Source organism: Georgenia sp. EYE_87 (genome assembly GCF_023148685.1).
Classification (GTDB): domain Bacteria; phylum Actinomycetota; class Actinomycetes; order Actinomycetales; family Actinomycetaceae; genus Georgenia.
Genome location: NZ_JAHXNL010000017.1, coordinates 25,298 through 43,759 on the forward strand (window position 1 = coordinate 25,298; position 18,462 = coordinate 43,759).

At 74.4% G+C, this 18,462-nt stretch carries 13 protein-coding genes; 7 read left to right on the plus strand and 6 right to left on the minus strand.

Translation table 11 applies throughout. The features are described from left to right. Positions 1-156 precede the first annotated feature (156 nt). Positions 157-543, plus strand: coding sequence for a hypothetical protein (locus KZX45_RS17785; protein ID WP_248259096.1), 387 nt, complete (start codon positions 157-159; stop codon positions 541-543). Here the strand turns inward: KZX45_RS17785 and KZX45_RS17790 are convergent. The 5 genes from KZX45_RS17790 to KZX45_RS17810 form a co-directional block, all read right to left on the minus strand. After that, a complete protein-coding gene (locus tag KZX45_RS17790) occupies positions 504-4,175 on the minus strand; it encodes an FtsK/SpoIIIE domain-containing protein (RefSeq protein WP_308221768.1) in 3,672 nt (1,223 codons plus the stop codon). The two genes, KZX45_RS17785 and KZX45_RS17790, sit on opposite strands and share 40 nt — an antisense overlap. 115 nt (positions 4,176-4,290) lie before the next feature. Next, positions 4,291-6,885, minus strand: a complete 2,595-nt coding sequence (locus KZX45_RS17795; RefSeq protein WP_248259097.1) for an FtsX-like permease family protein — start codon at positions 6,883-6,885, stop codon at positions 4,291-4,293. Beyond that, positions 6,882-7,631, minus strand: a complete 750-nt coding sequence (locus KZX45_RS17800; protein WP_248259098.1) for an ABC transporter ATP-binding protein — start codon at positions 7,629-7,631, stop codon at positions 6,882-6,884. The genes KZX45_RS17795 and KZX45_RS17800 overlap by 4 nt, the downstream gene beginning before the upstream one ends. 177 nt (positions 7,632-7,808) lie before the next feature. Further along, positions 7,809-8,501, minus strand: a complete 693-nt coding sequence (locus tag KZX45_RS17805) for a response regulator transcription factor (protein WP_248259099.1) — start codon at positions 8,499-8,501, stop codon at positions 7,809-7,811. Next, positions 8,498-9,754 (minus strand): sensor histidine kinase, encoded by a 1,257-nt coding sequence (locus tag KZX45_RS17810; protein ID WP_248259100.1) that lies wholly within the window; start codon positions 9,752-9,754, stop codon positions 8,498-8,500. Before KZX45_RS17810 ends, KZX45_RS17805 begins: the two co-directional genes overlap by 4 nt. A gap of 443 nt (positions 9,755-10,197) precedes the next feature. On the opposite strand from KZX45_RS17810, the gene ehuB reads away from it, so the two are divergent. The 4 genes from ehuB (at position 10,198) to ehuA (ending at position 13,350) form a co-directional block, all read left to right on the plus strand. Further along, a complete protein-coding gene (gene ehuB / locus KZX45_RS17815) occupies positions 10,198-11,103 on the plus strand; it encodes an ectoine/hydroxyectoine ABC transporter substrate-binding protein EhuB (RefSeq protein WP_374112614.1) in 906 nt (301 codons plus the stop codon). Between the two features lie 10 nt (positions 11,104-11,113). Beyond that, entirely contained in the window at positions 11,114-11,833 is a 720-nt protein-coding gene (gene ehuC, locus KZX45_RS17820; RefSeq protein WP_248259102.1) for an ectoine/hydroxyectoine ABC transporter permease subunit EhuC, read from the plus strand. A 1-nt stretch (position 11,834) separates the two neighbouring features. Further along, complete coding sequence (gene ehuD, locus KZX45_RS17825; RefSeq protein ID WP_248259103.1) at positions 11,835-12,488, plus strand: ectoine/hydroxyectoine ABC transporter permease subunit EhuD; 654 nt, start codon at positions 11,835-11,837, stop codon at positions 12,486-12,488. A gap of 100 nt (positions 12,489-12,588) precedes the next feature. Next, complete coding sequence (gene ehuA / locus KZX45_RS17830; protein WP_248259133.1) at positions 12,589-13,350, plus strand: ectoine/hydroxyectoine ABC transporter ATP-binding protein EhuA; 762 nt, start codon at positions 12,589-12,591, stop codon at positions 13,348-13,350. Between the two features lie 138 nt (positions 13,351-13,488). Here the strand turns inward: ehuA and KZX45_RS17835 are convergent, their stop codons facing one another. Then, positions 13,489-15,339, minus strand: coding sequence for an ABC transporter ATP-binding protein (locus tag KZX45_RS17835; protein WP_248259104.1), 1,851 nt, complete (start codon positions 15,337-15,339; stop codon positions 13,489-13,491). An 85-nt stretch (positions 15,340-15,424) separates the two neighbouring features. Between KZX45_RS17835 and KZX45_RS17840 the strand changes: the two genes are divergently transcribed. Together KZX45_RS17840 and ligA are read left to right on the plus strand one after the other, a co-directional pair. Continuing rightward, positions 15,425-15,982, plus strand: coding sequence for a MarR family winged helix-turn-helix transcriptional regulator (locus KZX45_RS17840; RefSeq protein WP_248259105.1), 558 nt, complete (start codon positions 15,425-15,427; stop codon positions 15,980-15,982). A gap of 55 nt (positions 15,983-16,037) precedes the next feature. Then, the gene (gene ligA, locus KZX45_RS17845) at positions 16,038-18,452 is read left to right on the plus strand and encodes an NAD-dependent DNA ligase LigA (protein ID WP_248259106.1); all 2,415 of its coding nucleotides are present in this window, start codon (positions 16,038-16,040) and stop codon (positions 18,450-18,452) included. Positions 18,453-18,462 lie beyond the last annotated feature (10 nt).

Sequence of the window (18,462 nt, forward strand, 5' to 3'; positions counted from 1 at the left end):
ACTGCCCGGTAACGGCCGTAACGTTCCTCACAACGCGGGGGGCTTTCCCGGGACCGCCTGCGCCGCCCTCGCCACCCGTGGCCGAGGGGTAAGTACGCTCGGAACGTGACCCGCGAAGCCGACCCACGACGCCCGCCCGCACCGGAACGGGGCGCAGTGCCTGCACCGCTCCGCGCCGCCGGGCTCCTGGTGCTGGCCGAGGCGGTCGCCCTTGTGGGCATGGCCGGCACGTTCGTCGTGGACGCGTTTCGTGGAGCAGCGCCGCACCTGCCCTCCGCGATTGCGCTCGCGGTCTTCTTTGTCGGGTTCGCCCTCATGCTGGCAGGCGCGGTGCGCGCGCTGTGGCGCGGACAGCGCTGGGGCAGGGGGCCCACCATCACGTGGCAGGTGCTGCAGGCCGCCAGCGTGCTGACCTTCGCCGGCCTGCCGACGGCGCTCGTCGTCCTGGCCGTGGGGGTCGCGGTCGCAGCGGTGGTCGGGATCCTCTGGCCCGCCTCCCGCGACTACGCCTCGGGCACGCGCGCACCGAGTGCTGTGATGTGATGGGCTGACGCAATGTCCGGCGTCGCCACCTGCACGGCGGTCGCCGTACCCCGTGCGACGAGCACGCCGCGGCCCGGGTGCCTCGGCCTTGCCCGGTCGGCAGCCGTAGCCAGGTCGACGTCGGTGAGCTGCGCCGTCGTCGGGTGCGAGGCGCGCAGGAGCAGGAGGTCGGCTGTCACGCGCCAGGTGGCGAGGGCGCCGCGGTACGCGCCCGCGACCGGCTCCGGGCGCGCCGAGGCGAGGACCGTCAGGTCCCGCCGCGACGCCAGCAGGTGATCGAGGTCGTCCAGCGCGGCAGGCGACCACCGGTCGACGTCGTCGATCACCAGCACCGCGCGCCCGGCCGGCACGTCGGCCGCTGCGGACGGGGCCGACGCCCGCACCGCGAGCTGGGCCCGGAGCGTGGCCAGCGCACTGGTGCGACCGCTGCCCGGCGGGCCGACGACGAGGAGCACGTCGCCAGGCCCGCACCCGACCCGCAGCGGCCCGGCGTCGTCGCCACCCCGGCCGAGCACGACACACTCGCCCGCCCCGGGCCCCGCGACCTGCAGGGCGGCACGCGCCCCGGCCGGTGCCGCGCAGCGGGGCGCGTTCGCCGCGGCCACCCGCAGGAGCTCGCCGAGCTGGACGGCGTCCGGCAGCGCCGCGACCCGCAGCACGCCCGACGCGGGCGGACCGAGGTCGACCGGTCCGGTGAGCGCCACCTGCACGGCTGTGGCCCGGCCCGGGTCCAGCAGGACGCCGCGGCCCGCGACCGAGTCCGCCAGGTGCAGGCCGCGCGGCACGCCGGCGAGGAGCGCCTCGGTCTCGTCCCGGGGCGAGAGCACGAGACGGGTGCGGACCAGCTCCGCCCAGCGGGCCGCGAGCAGCGACGGCGGACCGGACAGCACGGTGTCCACGCCGGATCGGCGTCCCGACCGCAGCGCGCGGGCGAGGAGCTGCAGGCCCTGGCCCGGCCCGACGGCGAGGTCGAGCTCCTCGGCGACGGTCTCCGCGTCGTCGATGACCAGGAGGTGGGCGCCGCTGGCCCCAGGGGCTGCGCTCGTCGACAGGGGACTGACCCGGCGATCTGAGCCGTCCGGTGCGGGAGGTGCTCCCTCCGCCCTCTCCAGCAGCTGGAGCAGCCGCGCGACCCGGCGAGGATCGTCGCTGCCGACGAGCGTGCCCGCGGTAGGCCCTCGCAGGTCCGCGAAGCGGAGCGGCTCCGTGGCGACCACGTGCACCACCACGCCCGCTTGCAGCGCGGCCGCCACGACGGTGCGCAGCGTCTCCGTCCGCCCGGTACCGGGGCCTCCGGCCACGAGGAGCGCGGACGGTTCCCACGCCCAGACTCCCAGGCGTTGCTCCTCCGGCAGGTCGGTGCGGCCGAGCGCGAGCCCGGTGCCGGTCGCCGGCAGGTCCGCCAGCGCGACGCGACCGGGGAGCGGGGGAGCCCAGGGACGCCCCGGGACCGCCCCGCGGGGCGCTGGTCCCTCCGCGATCGGCTCCTTGCGTGCAGACCACGCGTCTGCGACTGCACGGACCACCCGGTCCGGCCACCCGTCCTCGCCGCACCACGGGGCCTGGACGGTCCGGAGCCCGTCCGTGCGCACGAGCGCCCGCCCCGGCACGGCCGGCAGGTGCGCGGCGCCGGCGGTACCCACGACGTCCTGCGACTCCGCCGCCTCGAGCACCCTCAGACAGATGCGCACGGTGAGGTTGGCGCGCACGTCGGCGCTCACGGAGCCGCCGGGCCGCTGGGTGGCAAGGACGAGGTGGATACCCAGCGACCGGCCCTGCGCCGCCAGCCGCACGAGCGCGTCGAGGACGTCCGGATGGGCGTCCGCCAGCACCCGGAACTCGTCGACCACCACCACGAGCCGCGGCAGCGCCACGGCGGGGCGGTCGGCGAGGTAGCTGGCGAGGTCCTTGGCGCCGGCGTCCGCGAGCAGCCGCTCGCGGCGGCGCACCTCGGCGTGCAGGCTGGTCAGTGCCCGCCGCGTTGCCGCAGGCTCCAGATCCGTGAGCACCCCCGCGGTGTGCGGCAGGCCTGCGAGGCCGGCGAAGGTCGCCCCACCCTTGTAGTCCACGAGCACCAGCTGCAGCGCGGTGGGGGCGTGGCGCACCGCCAGGCCCAGGAGCCAGGCGAGCAGCAACTCCGACTTCCCCGAGCCCGTGGTTCCGGCCAGCAGCGCGTGCGGCCCGTGAGCGACCAGATCGAGCTCGACCGCCCCATCCCTGGCAAGCCCGACCGGCGCGGCCAGACCCGGGTGTTCCCGGGCCCACTCGGCCGCGACGAAACCGGGGCTCTCCGCCGGACCCAGCAGGTCGGCGAGGTGCACCTCGGAGGGCAGCGTGGCGTGAGCCTCCGGCTTCGGGGCAACCAGTGCGGCGACGGCGGCGGCCCAGGCCTCGGGGACGCAGCCGCGCGGGACGCTGACCACTCGGGTGCACCAGGACGGGACGTCCTCCAGCGACGTCGCCAGCACGAGGTGCGCCGTCCCTGCGGCAGGTGCGGAGCCGGCGGCGGGCTCGTCGGCGGCGACGACCGGTGCTGCACCTCCCTCGGCACCGGCCACGGCCGGGAGGGGCGACGGCGCGAGGTGGACCGTGAGCCGCCGGGGTGCGTCCGCCGGGCCGAGCCGGCGCAGTCGCCCGGCCCAGCGCCAGGGCTGCGGCAGGTCCACCCGCAGGTCGCCGTGCCAGGTCGCGAGCTGGCACACGAGCCAGCGCGCCGCCGCCGCGGTGTCGTGCGGCGCGCCGACCAGGGCGACGCGGTCGCCGTCGCCCAGGACGAGATCTTCTCCGCCAGGGGTCGCGGCCACGCGGGCTCTGAGCGGCGTGCCCGCCGCCATCCGCGCGGCGCGGGCGGCGGCGAGGAGCAGCAGGCCGGCGGGGTCCGGCAGCTGCGGAGCGGCGGGCGGCCTGCTCCCTGCCACCGTTGCGGCCACGAGCACGAGGGGGACGGCGAGGATCGCCCACCGCCAGGGCCCCGCGGCGCTCGAGAGCAGCAGCGGCACCATGGTCAGGCAGGCGACCAGCGGCAGCGCCAGGCGGAGCCAGTCCCGCCGTTCGTGGGGCCGGGTGGGCTCAGGCGCGGCGGGCGGGGAGAGCTCCGTGGGACGACGGCGGACCTCCAGGACGGTCGTCCCCAGCGAGAGCCGCGCTCCGGGCGGGAGGTCGTGCCAGCGCGCCGGCAGGCGACGACGGAACCGTGGTGCTCCGTCGGCGACGCCGGGCCTCACGACGCCGGGCCTCACGACGCCGGGTCTCAGGACGCCGGGTCTCACGGCGCCGCGCCGCAGGTTGCCGGGCCGCAGGACGGGAAGCCACTGCAGGGAGGGAAGCAGCCGTGGCATGCGAAGAATCGGCGACGGACGGCGCGTCCGCCGCCCCGGCCGGCGGACGGCCGGTCGCCACCGGGTGCCGTTGGCCGAACCGTGGTCGCGGGCCTGGACCCGCCCCCGGCGCTCGCGGACCTGGAGGTGGCGCCGCGAGACGAGCGGGTCGGTCAGCGGTAGGTCGGGGGCGCCGCGCCCGACCTCCGCCGGCTCCGGGCCCAGGCCCAGGCACCACCCGGTGTCCGGGCCTTCTACGACGGCCAGGTGCCAGGCGGAGCGCAACGCCTCCCGCGGGTCAGGGTGGTGGCTCACCCGAGCAAGCGTGGCCGCTGGCCGGGCCGCGCGGCCGGCGCCCTGTGGACCGGAGGAGGGGGCTCCGCCCTGTGGACGCAGGCCGCGCCGCGCCTCGGCCGGGCCCGCGCACCGCTCAGGCGGCGAGCGCGGCCACCGGCGGCGTGCGCGCGGCGGAGCGCGCCGGGAGCACCGAGGCCACCATCCCGGCCAGCAGGGCGACGGCGGCGACCGCCCCGAGGTGCCCCCACGGCACCGCCGGGACCAGGTCCCCGGTGCCACCGAGCAGGACCGCCGAGCCCGCCCAGCCGTACAGCAGCCCCAGCACCGTCCCCAGCAGCGTGCCGACGACGGCGATGAGCGTCCCCTCGACCATCAGCGTGCCGCGCAGCTGCCTGCGGGTCATGCCCATCGCCCGCAGCAGCGCGTGCTCGTGGCGGCGCTCGATGACCGACAGCGAGAGGGTGTTGGCCACGCCCACCAGCGCGATGACCACCGCCACGCCCAGCAGGCCCACGACGATGGCCAGCAGGGTGTCGACGATCTGGGTGAACCCCTCCCGCTCGGCCGCCAGGCCGGTCACGAACGGCACGGCGTCGGTGCTGACGGCGGCCAGCGCGTCCTGGACGTCGACGACCACGTCGGCCGCCGCCGCGCCGTCGCCCACCCGGGCCCAGATGCCCACCACGGGGCTGCCGGGCGCGAGCTCCTCGAGCGTGGCGGCCGAGAGCACCGTCATCGTGCCGACGGGTACCACCTCCACCGTGAGGATCACCTCGGCGACCGGGGCAGCTTCGTCCACCGGGGCGAGCTCGCCCGCTCCGGCGACCGCGGCCGACACGGTGACCACCTCGCCGTCCTCCACGCTGGCCGCGGCGGCCGCCTTGTCGCCCATCAGGATCACGTCGTCGGCGAGGGCGGCGAAGATCTCGCGGTCGCGCAGGAGCGTCCGGGCCCGGTCGGGGTCGAGCCCGATCGCGTCCATCTCGGCTGGCGAGCCGGCGTCGACCACGACGGTGGCCGCCGGCACGGCGAGCGCCTCCGCGATCCCCCGGGCGCCGGAGACGGCGTCGAGGTGGGCCGGGGTGAGGGCCGCGCCGTCGACGATGACGTCCACCGGGAAGGTGCTCGCCAGCGTGCGGTCCAGGGACGAGCGCGCGGTGGCCGCCCCGGTGGCCATCATGGTCACCAGCGCCACCCCGATGACCAGGGCGGAGGCCGTCGCCGCCGTGCGCCGCGGGTTCCGGACCGCGTTGACCGTCGCCAGGCGCACCGTCGGGCGCCACCCACGCCCGGCGAGCGCGGCAAGGAGCGCGCCGACGGCCCGGAGGGCCCGAGGGACGAGGAACACCGCGCCGACCATCACGCCGGCGAAGGAGACGATGCCGCCGAGGATCCCGATCAGCAGTGCAGGCGCCAGCTCGAGGGGCTCCTCGAGGAGCAGCATCCCGGCGGTCGCCCCGCCGAGCAGGAGAGCCCCCACGGCGACGAGGGAGACGGCGAACCACCGGCGCAGCCGCCCCCCGCCCCCGCGGGAGCCGGGGTCCGGCGCCGGGCGCAGGGCGCTGAGGGGTGCCACCCGGGTGGCGGCACGGGCCGGCGCGAGCGCCGCGACCACGGTGACGGCGGTGCCGGTCAGCACGGGCACGGCGAGGACGACCGCCGTGACCGGGACCGTCGGGGCGACCTCGATCCAGAGATCGACCCCCTGAAGGAACCACAGGGCCGCCTGACCCAGCCCGAGGCCCAGCAGCACGCCGACCACGGACGCGAGCATGCCGAGGACGAGGGCCTCCAGCATCACGGAGCGGTGCACCTGGGTCTTGGTGGCGCCCACGCAGCGCAGCAGCGCCAGGATCCGCGCCCGCTGGGCGACCAGCACCTGGAAGGTGTTGGAGATGACGAGGGCGGCGACGAACATCGCCACGGCGGCGAAGGCGAGCACGAAGTACGTCAGCGTCTCGGCCTCGCCGGTCAGCTCCGCCGTCCTCGCCTCCGCCTGCTCCAGCGCGGTGCGCACGAGCGTCCCGGGCAGCTCGGCGCGGACCGCCTCCGCCACGGCGTCGGCGCCGGCTGCGGCGTCCCCGGCCACGAGGACGTGGTCGTAGGCCAGCCGTCCGTCCGGCGACCCTTCCGCCGCCCAGGCCTCCACGTTGGCGCGGGAGACGAGGACGACGCCGAGCGGTGCGGAGATCAGCGACGGGTCGCTGAGGATCCCGCTCAGCCGCAGCTGGACCGCACGCACTGTCGAGGTCTCGCCGTCGAGGACCTCGTGCTCCACGCGGAGCCGGTCCCCGATGCCGACGCCCAGGCGCTCCGCCGTCGACTCGGTGACCGCGGCCTCGTCGTCGCCCGCCGGTGCCTCACCCTCGACGACGTCGAACGGGTCGAGGCGCGGGGACGACGCCGTCGGGGTGAGGAGCGCGGCGTCCCGCTCGCCGCCCGCGAGGACCTGCCCGGGCACCTGGACGACGCCGTCCGCCGCCGCCACCTCGTCCAGCTCTGTCAGGGCCCGGACCGAGGCGGCGTCGAGGGGCCGCTCGTCGGTCGGGTGGACCACCACGGAGGCGTCACCCAGCGACGCCGTCACCGCACGGTAGGCGGTGTCGCGCACCAGGCCGCCGCCCAGCAGCGTGGCCGTGACGAACGCCGTCGCGACGACGATCGCCACGGCGGCCGCGCCGAGCCGCGTCACGCCCGCGCGCATCTGGGACAGGGTCAGACGGATCATCGGGCCACCGCCACGGCGGGGCGCAGGGCGTCGAGACCGGTGAGCACGGACTCCGGCGTCGGGTCGGTGATCTCCCCGGCCAGCCGGCCGTCGGCGATCAGGACCACCCGCTCGGCGTAGGAGGCTGCCGTCGGGTCGTGCGTGACCATGACGACGGTCTGGTCGAGCTCGCGCACGCAGGTCCGCAGGAAGGACAGCACCTCTGCGCCGGCGGCGGAGTCGAGGTTCCCGGTGGGCTCGTCGGCGAAGACGACGTCCGGCCGGGTCACGAGGGCGCGAGCGATGGCGACCCGCTGCTGCTGGCCGCCGGAGAGCTCGGCGGGACGGTGCGTCAGCCGCTCCCGCAGCCCGAGGATGCCGACCAGCGTGTCGAACCACGTCCGGTCCACCGGCCGCCCGGCCAGCTCGCACGGCAGCGTGATGTTCTGCTCGGCGGTGTACATCGGCAGCAGGTTGAAGGACTGGAAGACGAAGCCGACCCGTTCGCGGCGCAGCAGCGTCAGCCGGCGGTCGTCCAGACCGCCCAGGTCGGTCTCGCCCAGGAGGACCCTGCCTCCGCTGGGCTCGTCCAGCCCCGCGAGCAGGTGCATGAGTGTGGACTTCCCCGAGCCGGACGGCCCCATGATGGCGGTGAAGGCGCCGGCGTCGAACGAGACGTCGACGCCGCGCAGCGCGTGGACGGCGACGTCGCCACGTCCGTAGACCTTCGTCAGGCCGGTGGCGCGGACGGCGGGATGGGGGCTCATGTGCGGCTCCTGGCAGCGGGCGGTGCACGCGCCCGGACGCAGCGGTCCGGGCCCGTGGCCGGGAGCTCCCCGGCACCGACGACGCTACGGACGGCCCACGTCGGCGTCGTCGGGCGGCGGGCTCATCCGCTCGTCATGCCGTGGTCTGACATGTAGCGCCCTGCTCCACCCGTGGCGTCAGGAGCCGGGGGTGACGAGTCCCGTCTCGTAGGCGACGACGACGGCCTGGACCCGGTCCCGCGCGCCGAGCTTGGCCAGCACCCGGCCGACGTGGGTCTTGACGGTCGCCTCGGCGACGTACAGCTCGGCCGCGATCTCGGTGTTCGATCGACCGCGGGCCATGAGCACGAGCACCTCGCGCTCGCGGTCGGTCAGCGCGTCCAGGATCGCGGGCGAGGTCTTCTGCTCGTCCGGCAGGACGTCGGCCAGGTGCTCGATGAGGCGCCGGGTCGAGGACGGCGCGATGACGGCGTCGCCCCGGTGGACGGTACGGATGGCGGCGAGCATCTCTTCCGGCGGCGCGTCCTTGAGCAGGAACCCGCTGGCGCCGGCCTTGATCGCCTGGAGGACGTACTCGTCCAGGTCGAAGGTCGTCAGGATGATGACGCGCGGCGCGAGCGCGCCCGGCCCGGGGCCGCCGGTGAGCTCCGCCGTGGCGGCGAGGCCGTCCATCGTGGGCATGCGCACGTCCATGAGTACGACGTCCACGGGGTGGGAGCCGAGCAGCCGCAGCGCCTGGGCGCCGTCGCCCGCCTCGACCACCACGTCCATGTCCGGCTGCGAGCCGATGACCATGGCGAACCCCGCGCGGACCAGCTGCTGGTCGTCGACCAGGGCGACGCGGATCGTGGCGGTGTCGGTGGTGGTCATGAAGGAGCTCCGGGGACGGTGGGGCGGGGGGCGAGGGGCGGCCGGGTGCCGGGCACGGGCAGGGGGATCTCGGCACGGACACGGTAGCCGCCGCCGGGTCGCGGCCCCGCCTCCACGGTGCCGCCGAACAGGGCGGCGCGCTCGCGCATGCCCACCAGGCCCTGCCCGCGGCCGTCGGAGGTGGCGGCGGCACCACGGCCGTCGTCGTCGACCTGGACGGCCATCACCTGCGGTCCCCGGTGCAGCGCGACGGTCACCCGGACGTCGGGCCCGGCGTGCTTGAGGACGTTCGTCAGGGCCTCCTGGACGATCCGGTAGACGCTCAGCCCCACGCCCGGCGGGAGGGAGCCGCCGGTGCCGGTGCGGACCACGGAGACCCCGAGCCCGGTGGCGCGGACCTGCTCGACGAGGCGGTCGAGATCGGCGTCGTCGGGCTGGGGGAGGCGCTCGGTGGCGTCCTCGGTGCGCAGCACGCCGAGGATGCGGCGCATGTCCGCGAGGGCGTCCCGCCCCATGGCGGAGATCGTGCTGAGTGCCCGTTCCGCCGCCTCGGGGTCGGTGCGGGCCGCGTACCGGCCGCCGTCGGCCTGGGCGACGACGACGGAGAGGGAGTGCGCGACGACGTCGTGCATCTCGCGCGCGATACGGGTGCGCTCGGCCGCGGTGGCGAGGCGGATCTCCTGGTCGCGCTCGACCTCGAGGCGGCGGGCCCGCTCCATCAGCGCCTCGAGCCGCTCGATCCTGCTGCGGCGGCTGAGGGCGACGGCCCAGGTGGCGAAGACGGTGCCGGCGACGCCGAGGAACATCAGGACGAACGTGGACCACAGCAGCTGCCCGGGGACCACGACGCCCACCGTCACGGCGATCGCCAGCGCGCCGACGAGCGCCCCGCCGAGCCCGGCCCGGCGGGCCCACAGCGGTCCGTAGACCGTCACCGAGTACAGCGCCACCAGGACGAGGAGGTCCGTGGGCAGGAAGTAGGCACCGGCGAGCAGGTGCCCGAGAGCGGCGGCGTAGACCGCCGCCGCCGACGCCGCTGGGCGGGACCGACGCCACGCGAGCATGGCGCACATGACGAGCGAGGCCGCCGCCCCGACGGCCTGCGCGGCGGGGAGGGACGTGAAGGAGGTGACGGCCGCGACGGAGGGAAGGCCGAGGAGGAGCACCGCGAGGAGCGCGACGAGGGAGTCCACGGTCCTGCGCCGGGTCGCGGGGTCACGCAGGCGCTCGCGCACGCCCCCGATCGTCTCCATGACTTCCGAGAGTAGGAGGTCCGATGACGACGGCGGATCAGTCGCTGGACGGACCCCGGCCGTCGCGGCGTCATCCCGCGGTCGCTCCGGCGCCGGACGGCGCGGTCAGCGGTCCCGTTGGGCAAAGTCCGTCTCGCAACCAGTTAACAAGAGCGTCAAAGAGGTCACAGAGCTGTAACGATATTCCTGTCAAATCCGTCGGAAACCCGACTCTGTCGCCAGGCCGGTCGAGGGTGACGAAACCGCGCCACCTTGCGGCTGTCCGGCGGTCGCCGGGGAGTCGAGAAGTCAGCGAGCCAGACCACGACGGCCTGTTTGTCACCCTCCGAGGGCCTCCCTAGCGTGGCCGGGCACCATGACCACTCGGGGTGACCCGTCCGGTGCCGTGCGCCCCGGGCGACGGCGTCGGGAGGCTGTGCCTCGTCCGAACCGAAGGGACCATGATGACCACCACGACCCGCCGCAGAGCTGCGGCCGCCGCCACCGCCGGAGTCCTGGCGGCCGGGCTCGGCGCCTGCAGCGCAGGGGACGGAGCCTCCGCCGGCGGTACCGCGTCCGGAGAGGCGCTCACGCTCGAGCAGCTCACCGAGGACGGCACGATCACCGTCGGCTTCGCCGGCGAGGCGCCCTACAGCTACCAGGAGGACGGGGAGCTCACCGGCGCGACCGTCGCGCTGCACGAGAAGATCTGGGGCGAGCTCGGCGTCGAGAATGTCGAGGGCGTGCAGGCCGAGTTCGGCCAGCTGATCCAGGGGCTGAACGCCGGGCGCTTCGACGTCATCGCCGCCGGCATGTCGATCCTGCCCGAGCGCTGCGAGCAGGCATCGTTCTCCGAGCCGGAGTTCATGTACACCACCGCCCTCATGGTCGAGGAGGGCAACCCCCACGGCCTGACCGACATGCAGTCGATCGCCGAGGCGGAGGGCGTCCAGATGGCCGCCATGACCGGGGCGATCGAGGCCTCCTACGCCGACTCGCTCGGTCTCGAGACCCTCCAGGTCGGCAACCCGCAGGACGGGATGGACGCCGTCACCGGCGGCCGCGCCGACGTCTTCGCGCTGACCGGCATCTCGCTGAACTGGATGGCTGACAACAACCCCGACGCCCCCGTCGAGGTCACGGAGTCCTTCGAGGCCGTCATCGACGGCGTCGAGCAGGTCGGTGCCGGCGGCACCGTCTTCCGCGACGCCGACACCGAGCTGCGGGACGCCTACAACGAGGAGCTGGCGAAGATCGTCGAGGACGAGACCGCCTACCTCGACGTCGTGGGCGACTTCGGTTTCACCGCCCAGGAGCGGCCCACCGGGGACCTGACGACCGAGCAGCTCTGCGCCGGCGACCTGGGCTGACGCCCCGCTGATGACCGACAACGTCGAGGTACTGGCGGCGCGGCTGCCGAGCCTGGCTGACGGGGTGCTCGTCACCCTGCAGCTGACGCTCGGCGGCGGCGCGCTCGCCTTCGTGATCGCGGTGCTGCTGGGCCTCTCGGCCCGCAGCGGCCCGACCCTCCTGCGCGGCGCCGCACGCGTCTTCATCGAGTTCTTCCGCGGCACCTCGCTGCTCGTCCAGCTCTTCTGGTTCTTCTACGTCCTGCCGCTGTTAGGCGTGCAGCTGAGCTCGCTGCTCTGCGGGATCCTCGCGCTGGGCCTCAACTACGGCGCGTACGGGGCCGAGGTGGTCCGCGGGGCCATCAACTCGGTGCCCAGGGGACAGTGGGAGGCGACGACCGCGCTGAGCATGAGCCCGGCCCGCACCATGGTCAAGATCGTCTGGCCGCAGGCCTGGGCGATCATGATCCCGTCCCTGAGCAACCTCCTCGTCATGCTGCTCAAGGGCACCGCCGTCGCGTACGTGATCCTCATGCACGACATCACGTTCGTCACGGGCCAGCTGCGCCAGGCCACCGGGGACACCTTCTTCTCCTACGGCGTGGGCATGGTGCTCTACTTCCTCATCGCCCTGGCGATCGTCATGGTGGCCAACGCGCTCGAACGGCGGGCGAAGCGTCGTCTCGGTCGGGGGGAGGCCACGCGTCGTCGCCCCACGGCCGCGGCCGCACCGGTGGGGGTGGTGGGCTGACATGGACAACGACATCTGGAGCTGGGACCGTGCCGCGGCCGTCCTTCCTCAGCTCGTCGAGACCTTCCTCCAGGTCACCCTGGTCGCCACCGTGGTGGGCTCGGTCATCGCGGCCGTGCTCGGACTCGCCGTCGCGATGGTCCGCCGGCTTGCGCCCGTCTGGATCGCCCGGCCGGTCCACTGGGTCATGGAGTTCGTCCGCATGACACCGCTGGTGATCCAGCTGCTGTTCGCCTACTACACCTTCGGGAGCTTCTCGAACCTGACCATCGGCATCACCGTCCTCGGCATCCACTACGCCGCCTACATGGCCGAGGTGTACCGCTCCGGGATCGACGCGGTGCCGAAGGGCCAGTGGGAGGCAGCCACCGCGCTGTCGATGTCCAGGACCCGTACCTGGCGGAAGATCGTCATCCCGCAGGCGCTGCGCACGACGGTGCCCGCGTTGGGCACCTGGGTGATCTCGATGTTCAAGGACACCCCGTTCCTCACCGTCATCTTCGTCGTGGAGATGGTGACCCGGGCGGAGGAGTACGGCGCCCAGACCTTCACCTACACCGAGGCACTGACGCTCGCCGGCCTGATCTTCCTCGCCGCGAGCTACCCCACCTCGGTCCTGCTGCGCAGATTGGAGACCCGCCTTGCCCGCTACTGAAGACCAGACTGCTGCCGAGAACCAGCCCGTTACCGAGAACCAGGCCGCGACCGAGAACCAGGCCGCGACCGAGAACCAGGCCGCACCGGACGGTGCCGCCGTGCCCGCTCTGCGGTTCGAGAACGTCGTGAAGAAGTTCGGCGAGAACGTCGTGCTGAACGACCTCAACTTCGAGGTCAGGAAGGGTGAGCGCGTCACCCTCATCGGCCCCTCGGGCTCGGGAAAGACGACGATCCTGCGACTGGTCATGACGTTGGAGCACCTCACCGGCGGGTACATCTACGTCGACGGCGAACCGCTCACCCACGAGCGGCGCGGCGACCGGCGCGTCGAGCGCAGGCCGAAGGACGTCGCCCGGATGACCACGAGGATCGGAATGGTCTTCCAGCAGTTCAACCTCTTCCCGAACATGTCCGTCCTCGAGAACATCACCGAGGCCCCGGTGCACGTGCTGGGCCGGTCCCGGTCGGAGGCGGAGCGGCGGGCCCGCGAGCTCCTGGACCTCGTGGGCCTGGCCGACAAGGCCGACGCTCACCCCACCCGCCTGTCCGGCGGCCAGCAGCAGCGCGTGGCCATCGCCCGGGCCCTGGCGATGGACCCGGAGGTCCTCCTGCTGGACGAGGTGACCTCGGCGCTCGACCCCGAGCTGGTGGGCGAGGTGCTCTCGGTGCTGCGCAACGTCGCCCGTGACACGGACATCACGATGCTCATCGTCACGCACGAGATGCAGTTCGCGGCCGAGGTCTCCGACCGGGTCCTCATGTTCGACCACGGGCGGATCATCGAGGAGGCGTCCCCGGAGGTGATGTTCTCCGACCCCGAGCAGGAACGGACCCAGGTGTTCCTCCAGGCTGTCCTCTAGTTTCTGTGGGCGTCCGGAGCCGCCGGGGGCGCGACCGGAGCCGCGGGGCGCCGGGAGTCGCGGGACACCCGGCGCCATGGGGTCGCGGGGCCGCACCCGTGCCCCGCGCGGCCACGGCCCGCGGGACCACAGGGCCCATCAGCCCGCGAGCGCGGGCTCCCGGCGCTCCTCCGACGCCGCGAGCAGGGCGGCGTAACGCCCGCCGGCCGCGGCGAGGGTGGCGTGGTCGCCGACCTCGATCACGCGTCCGCCGTCCAGCACCGCGATGAGGTCCGCGTCGCGCACGGTGGAGAGACGGTGGGCGATCGTGATGGTCGTGCGGCCGTGGCTGACGGCGTCGAGCGCGGCCTGCACGCTCCGCTCGGTCCGGGTGTCCAGGGCGCTGGTCGCCTCGTCCAGGACGAGGACCCGCGGGTCGCGCAGGAGCGTCCGGGCGATCGCGAGCCGTTGTTTCTCCCCACCCGAGAAGCGGTGCCCGCGCGCCCCGACGACCGTGTCGTAGCCGTCCGGCAGCGAGACGATGAGGTCGTGCACCTGGGCGGCGCGGGCGGCCTGCTCGATCTCGACGTCCGTGGCGTCCGGGCGGGCGTAGCGCAGGTTCTCCCGCACGGTGGCGTGGAGCAGGTAGGTCTCCTGGGAGACCATGCCCACGATCTGCGCGAGGGTGCCCAGCCGCAGGTCCCGCAGGTCCACGCCGTCGATGCTCACCCGCCCGGTGGACGGGTCGTGCAGGCGGGCGACGAGCGAGGCGAGCGTCGTCTTGCCGGCGCCCGTCGAGCCCACCAGCGCCAGCCGGGCGCCCGCGGGGACCACGAGGTCGACGGCGGCGAGGGCGGGCCGGTCGCCGCCGGGATAGGTCAGGCCCACGCCCTCGAACCGCACCGTGCCGCGCACGAGGCCGGGGTCCAGGTCCACGGGGTCCGCGGGGTCGGCGATGTCGACGGGCAGGTCGAGGTACTCGAAGATCCGGCTGAAGAGCGCCAGGGAGCTGGTGATCTGCACGCCGACGTTCAGCACGCCCATCAGCGGGCGGAACAGTCCGGCCTGGAGGGCGGTGAACGCGACGAGCGTGCCGATGGTCATCCCGCCCGAGGTGGCCGGGAGGCCGGCGGCGAGGTAGATCAGGGCCGGGATGGCCGCGAAGACCACGCTCATGGTCGCCATCCGCCAGCGGCCGGCGAGCTCGGCGCGCACCTCGAGGTCCAGCAGGTCCTCCGACGACGCGCGGAAGCGCTCGGAGAGCAGCGGTCCGGTGCCCATCGTCTTGCCGAGCAGCACCCCGCTGACGGAGAGGGACTCCTCGACCTGCCCGTGCAGGCCGGCCAGCGCGCGCTGGCGCTTCGCCGTCACGGCACGGCGCAGCTGCGCGACCCGGCGAGTGAGCCAGATCGCGGGCGGCAGGACCACGAGGGAGAGGAGAGACAGGCGCCAGCTGAGTGCGGCCATGGCGACGGCGGTGCCGACGGCAGTGGTGACGTTGGAGGCGATCGACGTGGCCGCCGTCGTCACCACGGACTGCATCGCGCCGATGTCGTGGGTCAGGCGCGACTGGACCTCGCCGCCGCGGGTCCGGGTGAAGAAGTCGAGGGACTGGCGCTGCAGGTGGACGAAGACGTCCGTGCGAAGCCCGTGCATCACGCGCTGGCCCACAGTCGTGGACAGCCAGGTCTGGACGACGCCCAGCACCGCGGCGACCACGGTGACCGCGAGCATCCCGCCCACCAGGAGCAGCAGGAGCGGGACGTCCTGCTCCGGGATCGCCTCGTCGATCAGGCGCCGGGTGAGGAAGGGGGTGGCCAGCCCGACGACGGAGGCGGCCACGATGAGTCCGACGACGACGGCCAGGCGACCGCGGAACGGTCGGAAGAGCGCGCCGATCCGGCGCAGGCTGACCGGGTGAGACTCGAGCTGGGCGAGATCCTTCGGGTCCTTGCGGACGGGGCCGCCGGAGGGGCCGCCCCGTGGCGGCCCGGTGATGATGTCGCTCACGGACACCACCTCGATTCAGTCTGGAGGAACTAGATGGTGAGGCTACCTCACAATGAGGTGATGACGCCACCGATAGGGTGGACGCATGAGCGACGAGAAGGCGGCCCACGCTGACCGGGAAGCCCATGACGGTGGCCCCCACGACGGTGGCCCCCACGACGGTGGCACCCACGACCGTGGAACGGGTCACGGCCGCGGCGCCGCCCACGAGGGCGGCGCGTCCCACGACGCCGCCGACCCGGCCGAGCTGCTGATGCGGGCCGCGCGGACGCTGCGCCGGCGTTCGGCGGACGCGCTCGCGCCGTGGCAGCTCTCGCCCCACCACGTCCGCGCGCTGCGTGTGGTGTGCGCCCGCGCGGGGGAGGGGGAGACCCGGCTCTCCGACGTCGCCGACGCCCTGCGCATCGCGCCGCGGTCCGCGACCGAGGTGATCGACGCCCTGGAGGCGCGGGGTCTGGTGGAGCGCTCGCCGTCGGCCCGCGACCGGCGTGCCGTGGTCGTCCGGCCGACGCCGGAGGGGGCGCGGGTCCGGGAGGTGGTCGAGCGGCACCGCGCCGAGCAGTCCGCATCCTTCCTCGCCGCGCTGACCCCGTCGGAGCGCGCCACCCTGGCGGAGCTGCTCGGCAAGGTCCTCCGGGACTGACGACGGCGGCGGTCGATCCACCACTGACCGGCCGACGTGGGCGGGGTTTGCCATCATGTCCCTCGTGACCGCGACCTCATCGACGCCAGACTCCGACGACGCGCTCGGCCCGCTGACGGAGGGCTCGACCGCCGAGGTGCCCGGGGCTGCCCAGGCCGACGTGCGCCAGCGGTGGACCGAGCTGGCCGAGGCCGTCGACGCCGCGCAGTTCGCTTATTACGTGCGCGACGCCCCGACGATCTCGGACGCTGAGTACGACGCCCTGCTCCGCGAGCTCGAGGCGCTGGAGGAGGAGCACCCGGACCTGCGGGTTCCGGAGTCGCCCACGCAGCGGGTCGGCGGCACGTACTCCACGGACTTCGCCACCGTCGAGCACCGGCAGCCGATGCAGAGCCTCGACGACGTGTTCTCCCTCGAGGAGCTGCGCGAGTGGGCGACCCGCGTGCACGCCGCCGCCGGCCGGACGGACGTGGCGATGACGTGCGAGCTGAAGATCGACGGCCTCGCCGTCAACCTCCTCTACGAGGACGGGCGGCTCGTGCGCGCCGCCACGCGCGGGGACGGCCGGACCGGCGAGGACGTCACGCTCAACGTCCGCACGATCGCCTCCGTGCCGCGCCAGCTGGCCGGGGACCACCACCCGGCGAGCATCGAGATCCGCGGCGAGGTCTTCTTCCCCGTGACCGCGTTCGAGGAGCTCAACGCCTCGCTCGTCGCGGCCGGCAAGGCCCCCTTCGCCAACCCCCGGAACTCCGCGGCCGGCTCCCTGCGCCAGAAGGACCCGAAGGTCACCGCCTCGCGGGCGCTGGACATGATCGCCCACGGCGTGGGCGCGGTGGACTGGGGCCCCGCCGGCCCGCCCGAGCGGTGGTCCTCGCAGTCCCACCTCTACGAGCAGCTGCGGGCCTGGGGCGTGCCGGTCTCCTCCCACACCCGGGTGGTGGACTCGCGCGCGGCGGTCGAGGAGATGATCGCCTTCTACGGCGAGCACCGGCACACCGTCGAGCACGAGATCGACGGGATCGTGGTCAAGGTCGACGACTTCGGGCTCCAGCGGCAGATGGGCTCCACCTCCCGGGCCCCGCGCTGGGCGGCCGCCTACAAGTACCCGCCGGAGGAGGTCAACACCAAGCTCCTCGACATCCGCGTGCAGGTGGGTCGCACCGGGCGGGTCACGCCCTACGGCGTGATGGAGCCGGTGCTGGTGGCGGGCTCCACCGTCGCCCAGGCGACCCTGCACAACGCCAACGAGGTGCGCCGCAAGGGCGTGCTCATCGGGGACACCGTCGTCCTGCGCAAGGCGGGCGACGTCATCCCCGAGATCGTCGCGCCGGTGGTGGACCTGCGCGACGGCACCGAGCGGGAGTTCGTCATGCCCGAGAACTGCCCCTCGTGCGGCACCCCGCTGGCCCCGGCGAAGGAGGGCGACGTCGACCTGCGCTGCCCCAACGCCCGGTCCTGCCCCGCCCAGCTCACCGAGCGGGTGGCGCACGTCGCCTCGCGCGGGGCCCTGGACATCGAGGCCCTGGGGTACGAGGCCGCCCTCGCCCTGACCAACCCCGACGTGCGCCGCGCCGAGGCGCTGCGCGCCCTCACCGCCGGCCGGAGCCTCGAGACGGAGACCGCGACGGTGCGGCTGCCGGCCGACGAGCAGGGCCGCCTGCCCGACGAGGAACAGCTTGCAGGTTTCGGGGTGCCGCTGCCCCAGCGACCGGTCCTCACCACGGAGGCGGCGCTGTTCGAGCTCACCGCCGAGGACCTGCGCGACGTCGTCGTCTACCAGCCGAAGACCCTGAAGGGTGAGCCCACCGGGGACTGGCGCGCCGTCCGTGCGTTCTGGACCAAGGAGCAGCGCAAGCCCGACGGCACGGTCCGTGCGCCGACGAAGCCGTCGAAGAACCTCGAGCGCATGCTCGCCGAGCTCGAGAAGGCGAAGACGCAGCCCCTGTGGCGGGTCCTCGTGGCCCTCTCGATCCGGCACGTCGGCCCGACCGCGGCGCGTGCCCTGGCCACCCACTACGCCTCGCTCGAGGCGATCCAGGCCGCCGAGCTCGAGGAGCTCGCCGCCGTCGACGGCGTGGGCCCGGTGATCGCCGCGGCCCTCCAGGAGTGGTTCGCCGTGGACTGGCACCAGGAGATCCTGCGCCGATGGGCGGCGTCCGGCGTCCGGACGGCGGACGAGCGGGACGAGTCCGTCCCGCGCACGCTGGAGGGGCTCACCGTCGTCGTCACCGGGTCCCTGGAGGGGTTCAGCCGCGACTCCGCCAAGGAGGCGATCATCGCCCGCGGGGGCAAGGCCTCCGGCTCGGTGTCGAAGAAGACGGACTTCGTCGTCGTCGGCGACAACGCCGGGACCAAGGAGACGAAGGCGCGCGAGCTCGGCCGGCCGATCCTGGACGAGGCCGGCTTCACGGCCCTGCTCGCCGGGGGACCGGACGCCGTGTCCGACCTGGTGCAGGTCGAGGCGTAGCCGCCACGCC

Coding starts and splice junctions, on each gene's coding strand:
- KZX45_RS17805 (WP_248259099.1), bottom strand. CDS start 8,501: ATGACCACCACCGACACCGCCACGATCCGCGTCGCCCTGGTCGACGAC.
- KZX45_RS17800 (WP_248259098.1), bottom strand. CDS start 7,631: ATGAGCCCCCATCCCGCCGTCCGCGCCACCGGCCTGACGAAGGTCTAC.
- ehuD (WP_248259103.1), top strand. CDS start 11,835: ATGGACAACGACATCTGGAGCTGGGACCGTGCCGCGGCCGTCCTTCCT.
- ehuC (WP_248259102.1), top strand. CDS start 11,114: ATGACCGACAACGTCGAGGTACTGGCGGCGCGGCTGCCGAGCCTGGCT.
- KZX45_RS17795 (WP_248259097.1), bottom strand. CDS start 6,885: ATGATCCGTCTGACCCTGTCCCAGATGCGCGCGGGCGTGACGCGGCTC.
- ligA (WP_248259106.1), top strand. CDS start 16,038: ATGTCCCTCGTGACCGCGACCTCATCGACGCCAGACTCCGACGACGCG.
- ehuB (WP_374112614.1), top strand. CDS start 10,198: ATGACCACCACGACCCGCCGCAGAGCTGCGGCCGCCGCCACCGCCGGA.
- KZX45_RS17810 (WP_248259100.1), bottom strand. CDS start 9,754: ATGGAGACGATCGGGGGCGTGCGCGAGCGCCTGCGTGACCCCGCGACC.
- KZX45_RS17840 (WP_248259105.1), top strand. CDS start 15,425: ATGAGCGACGAGAAGGCGGCCCACGCTGACCGGGAAGCCCATGACGGT.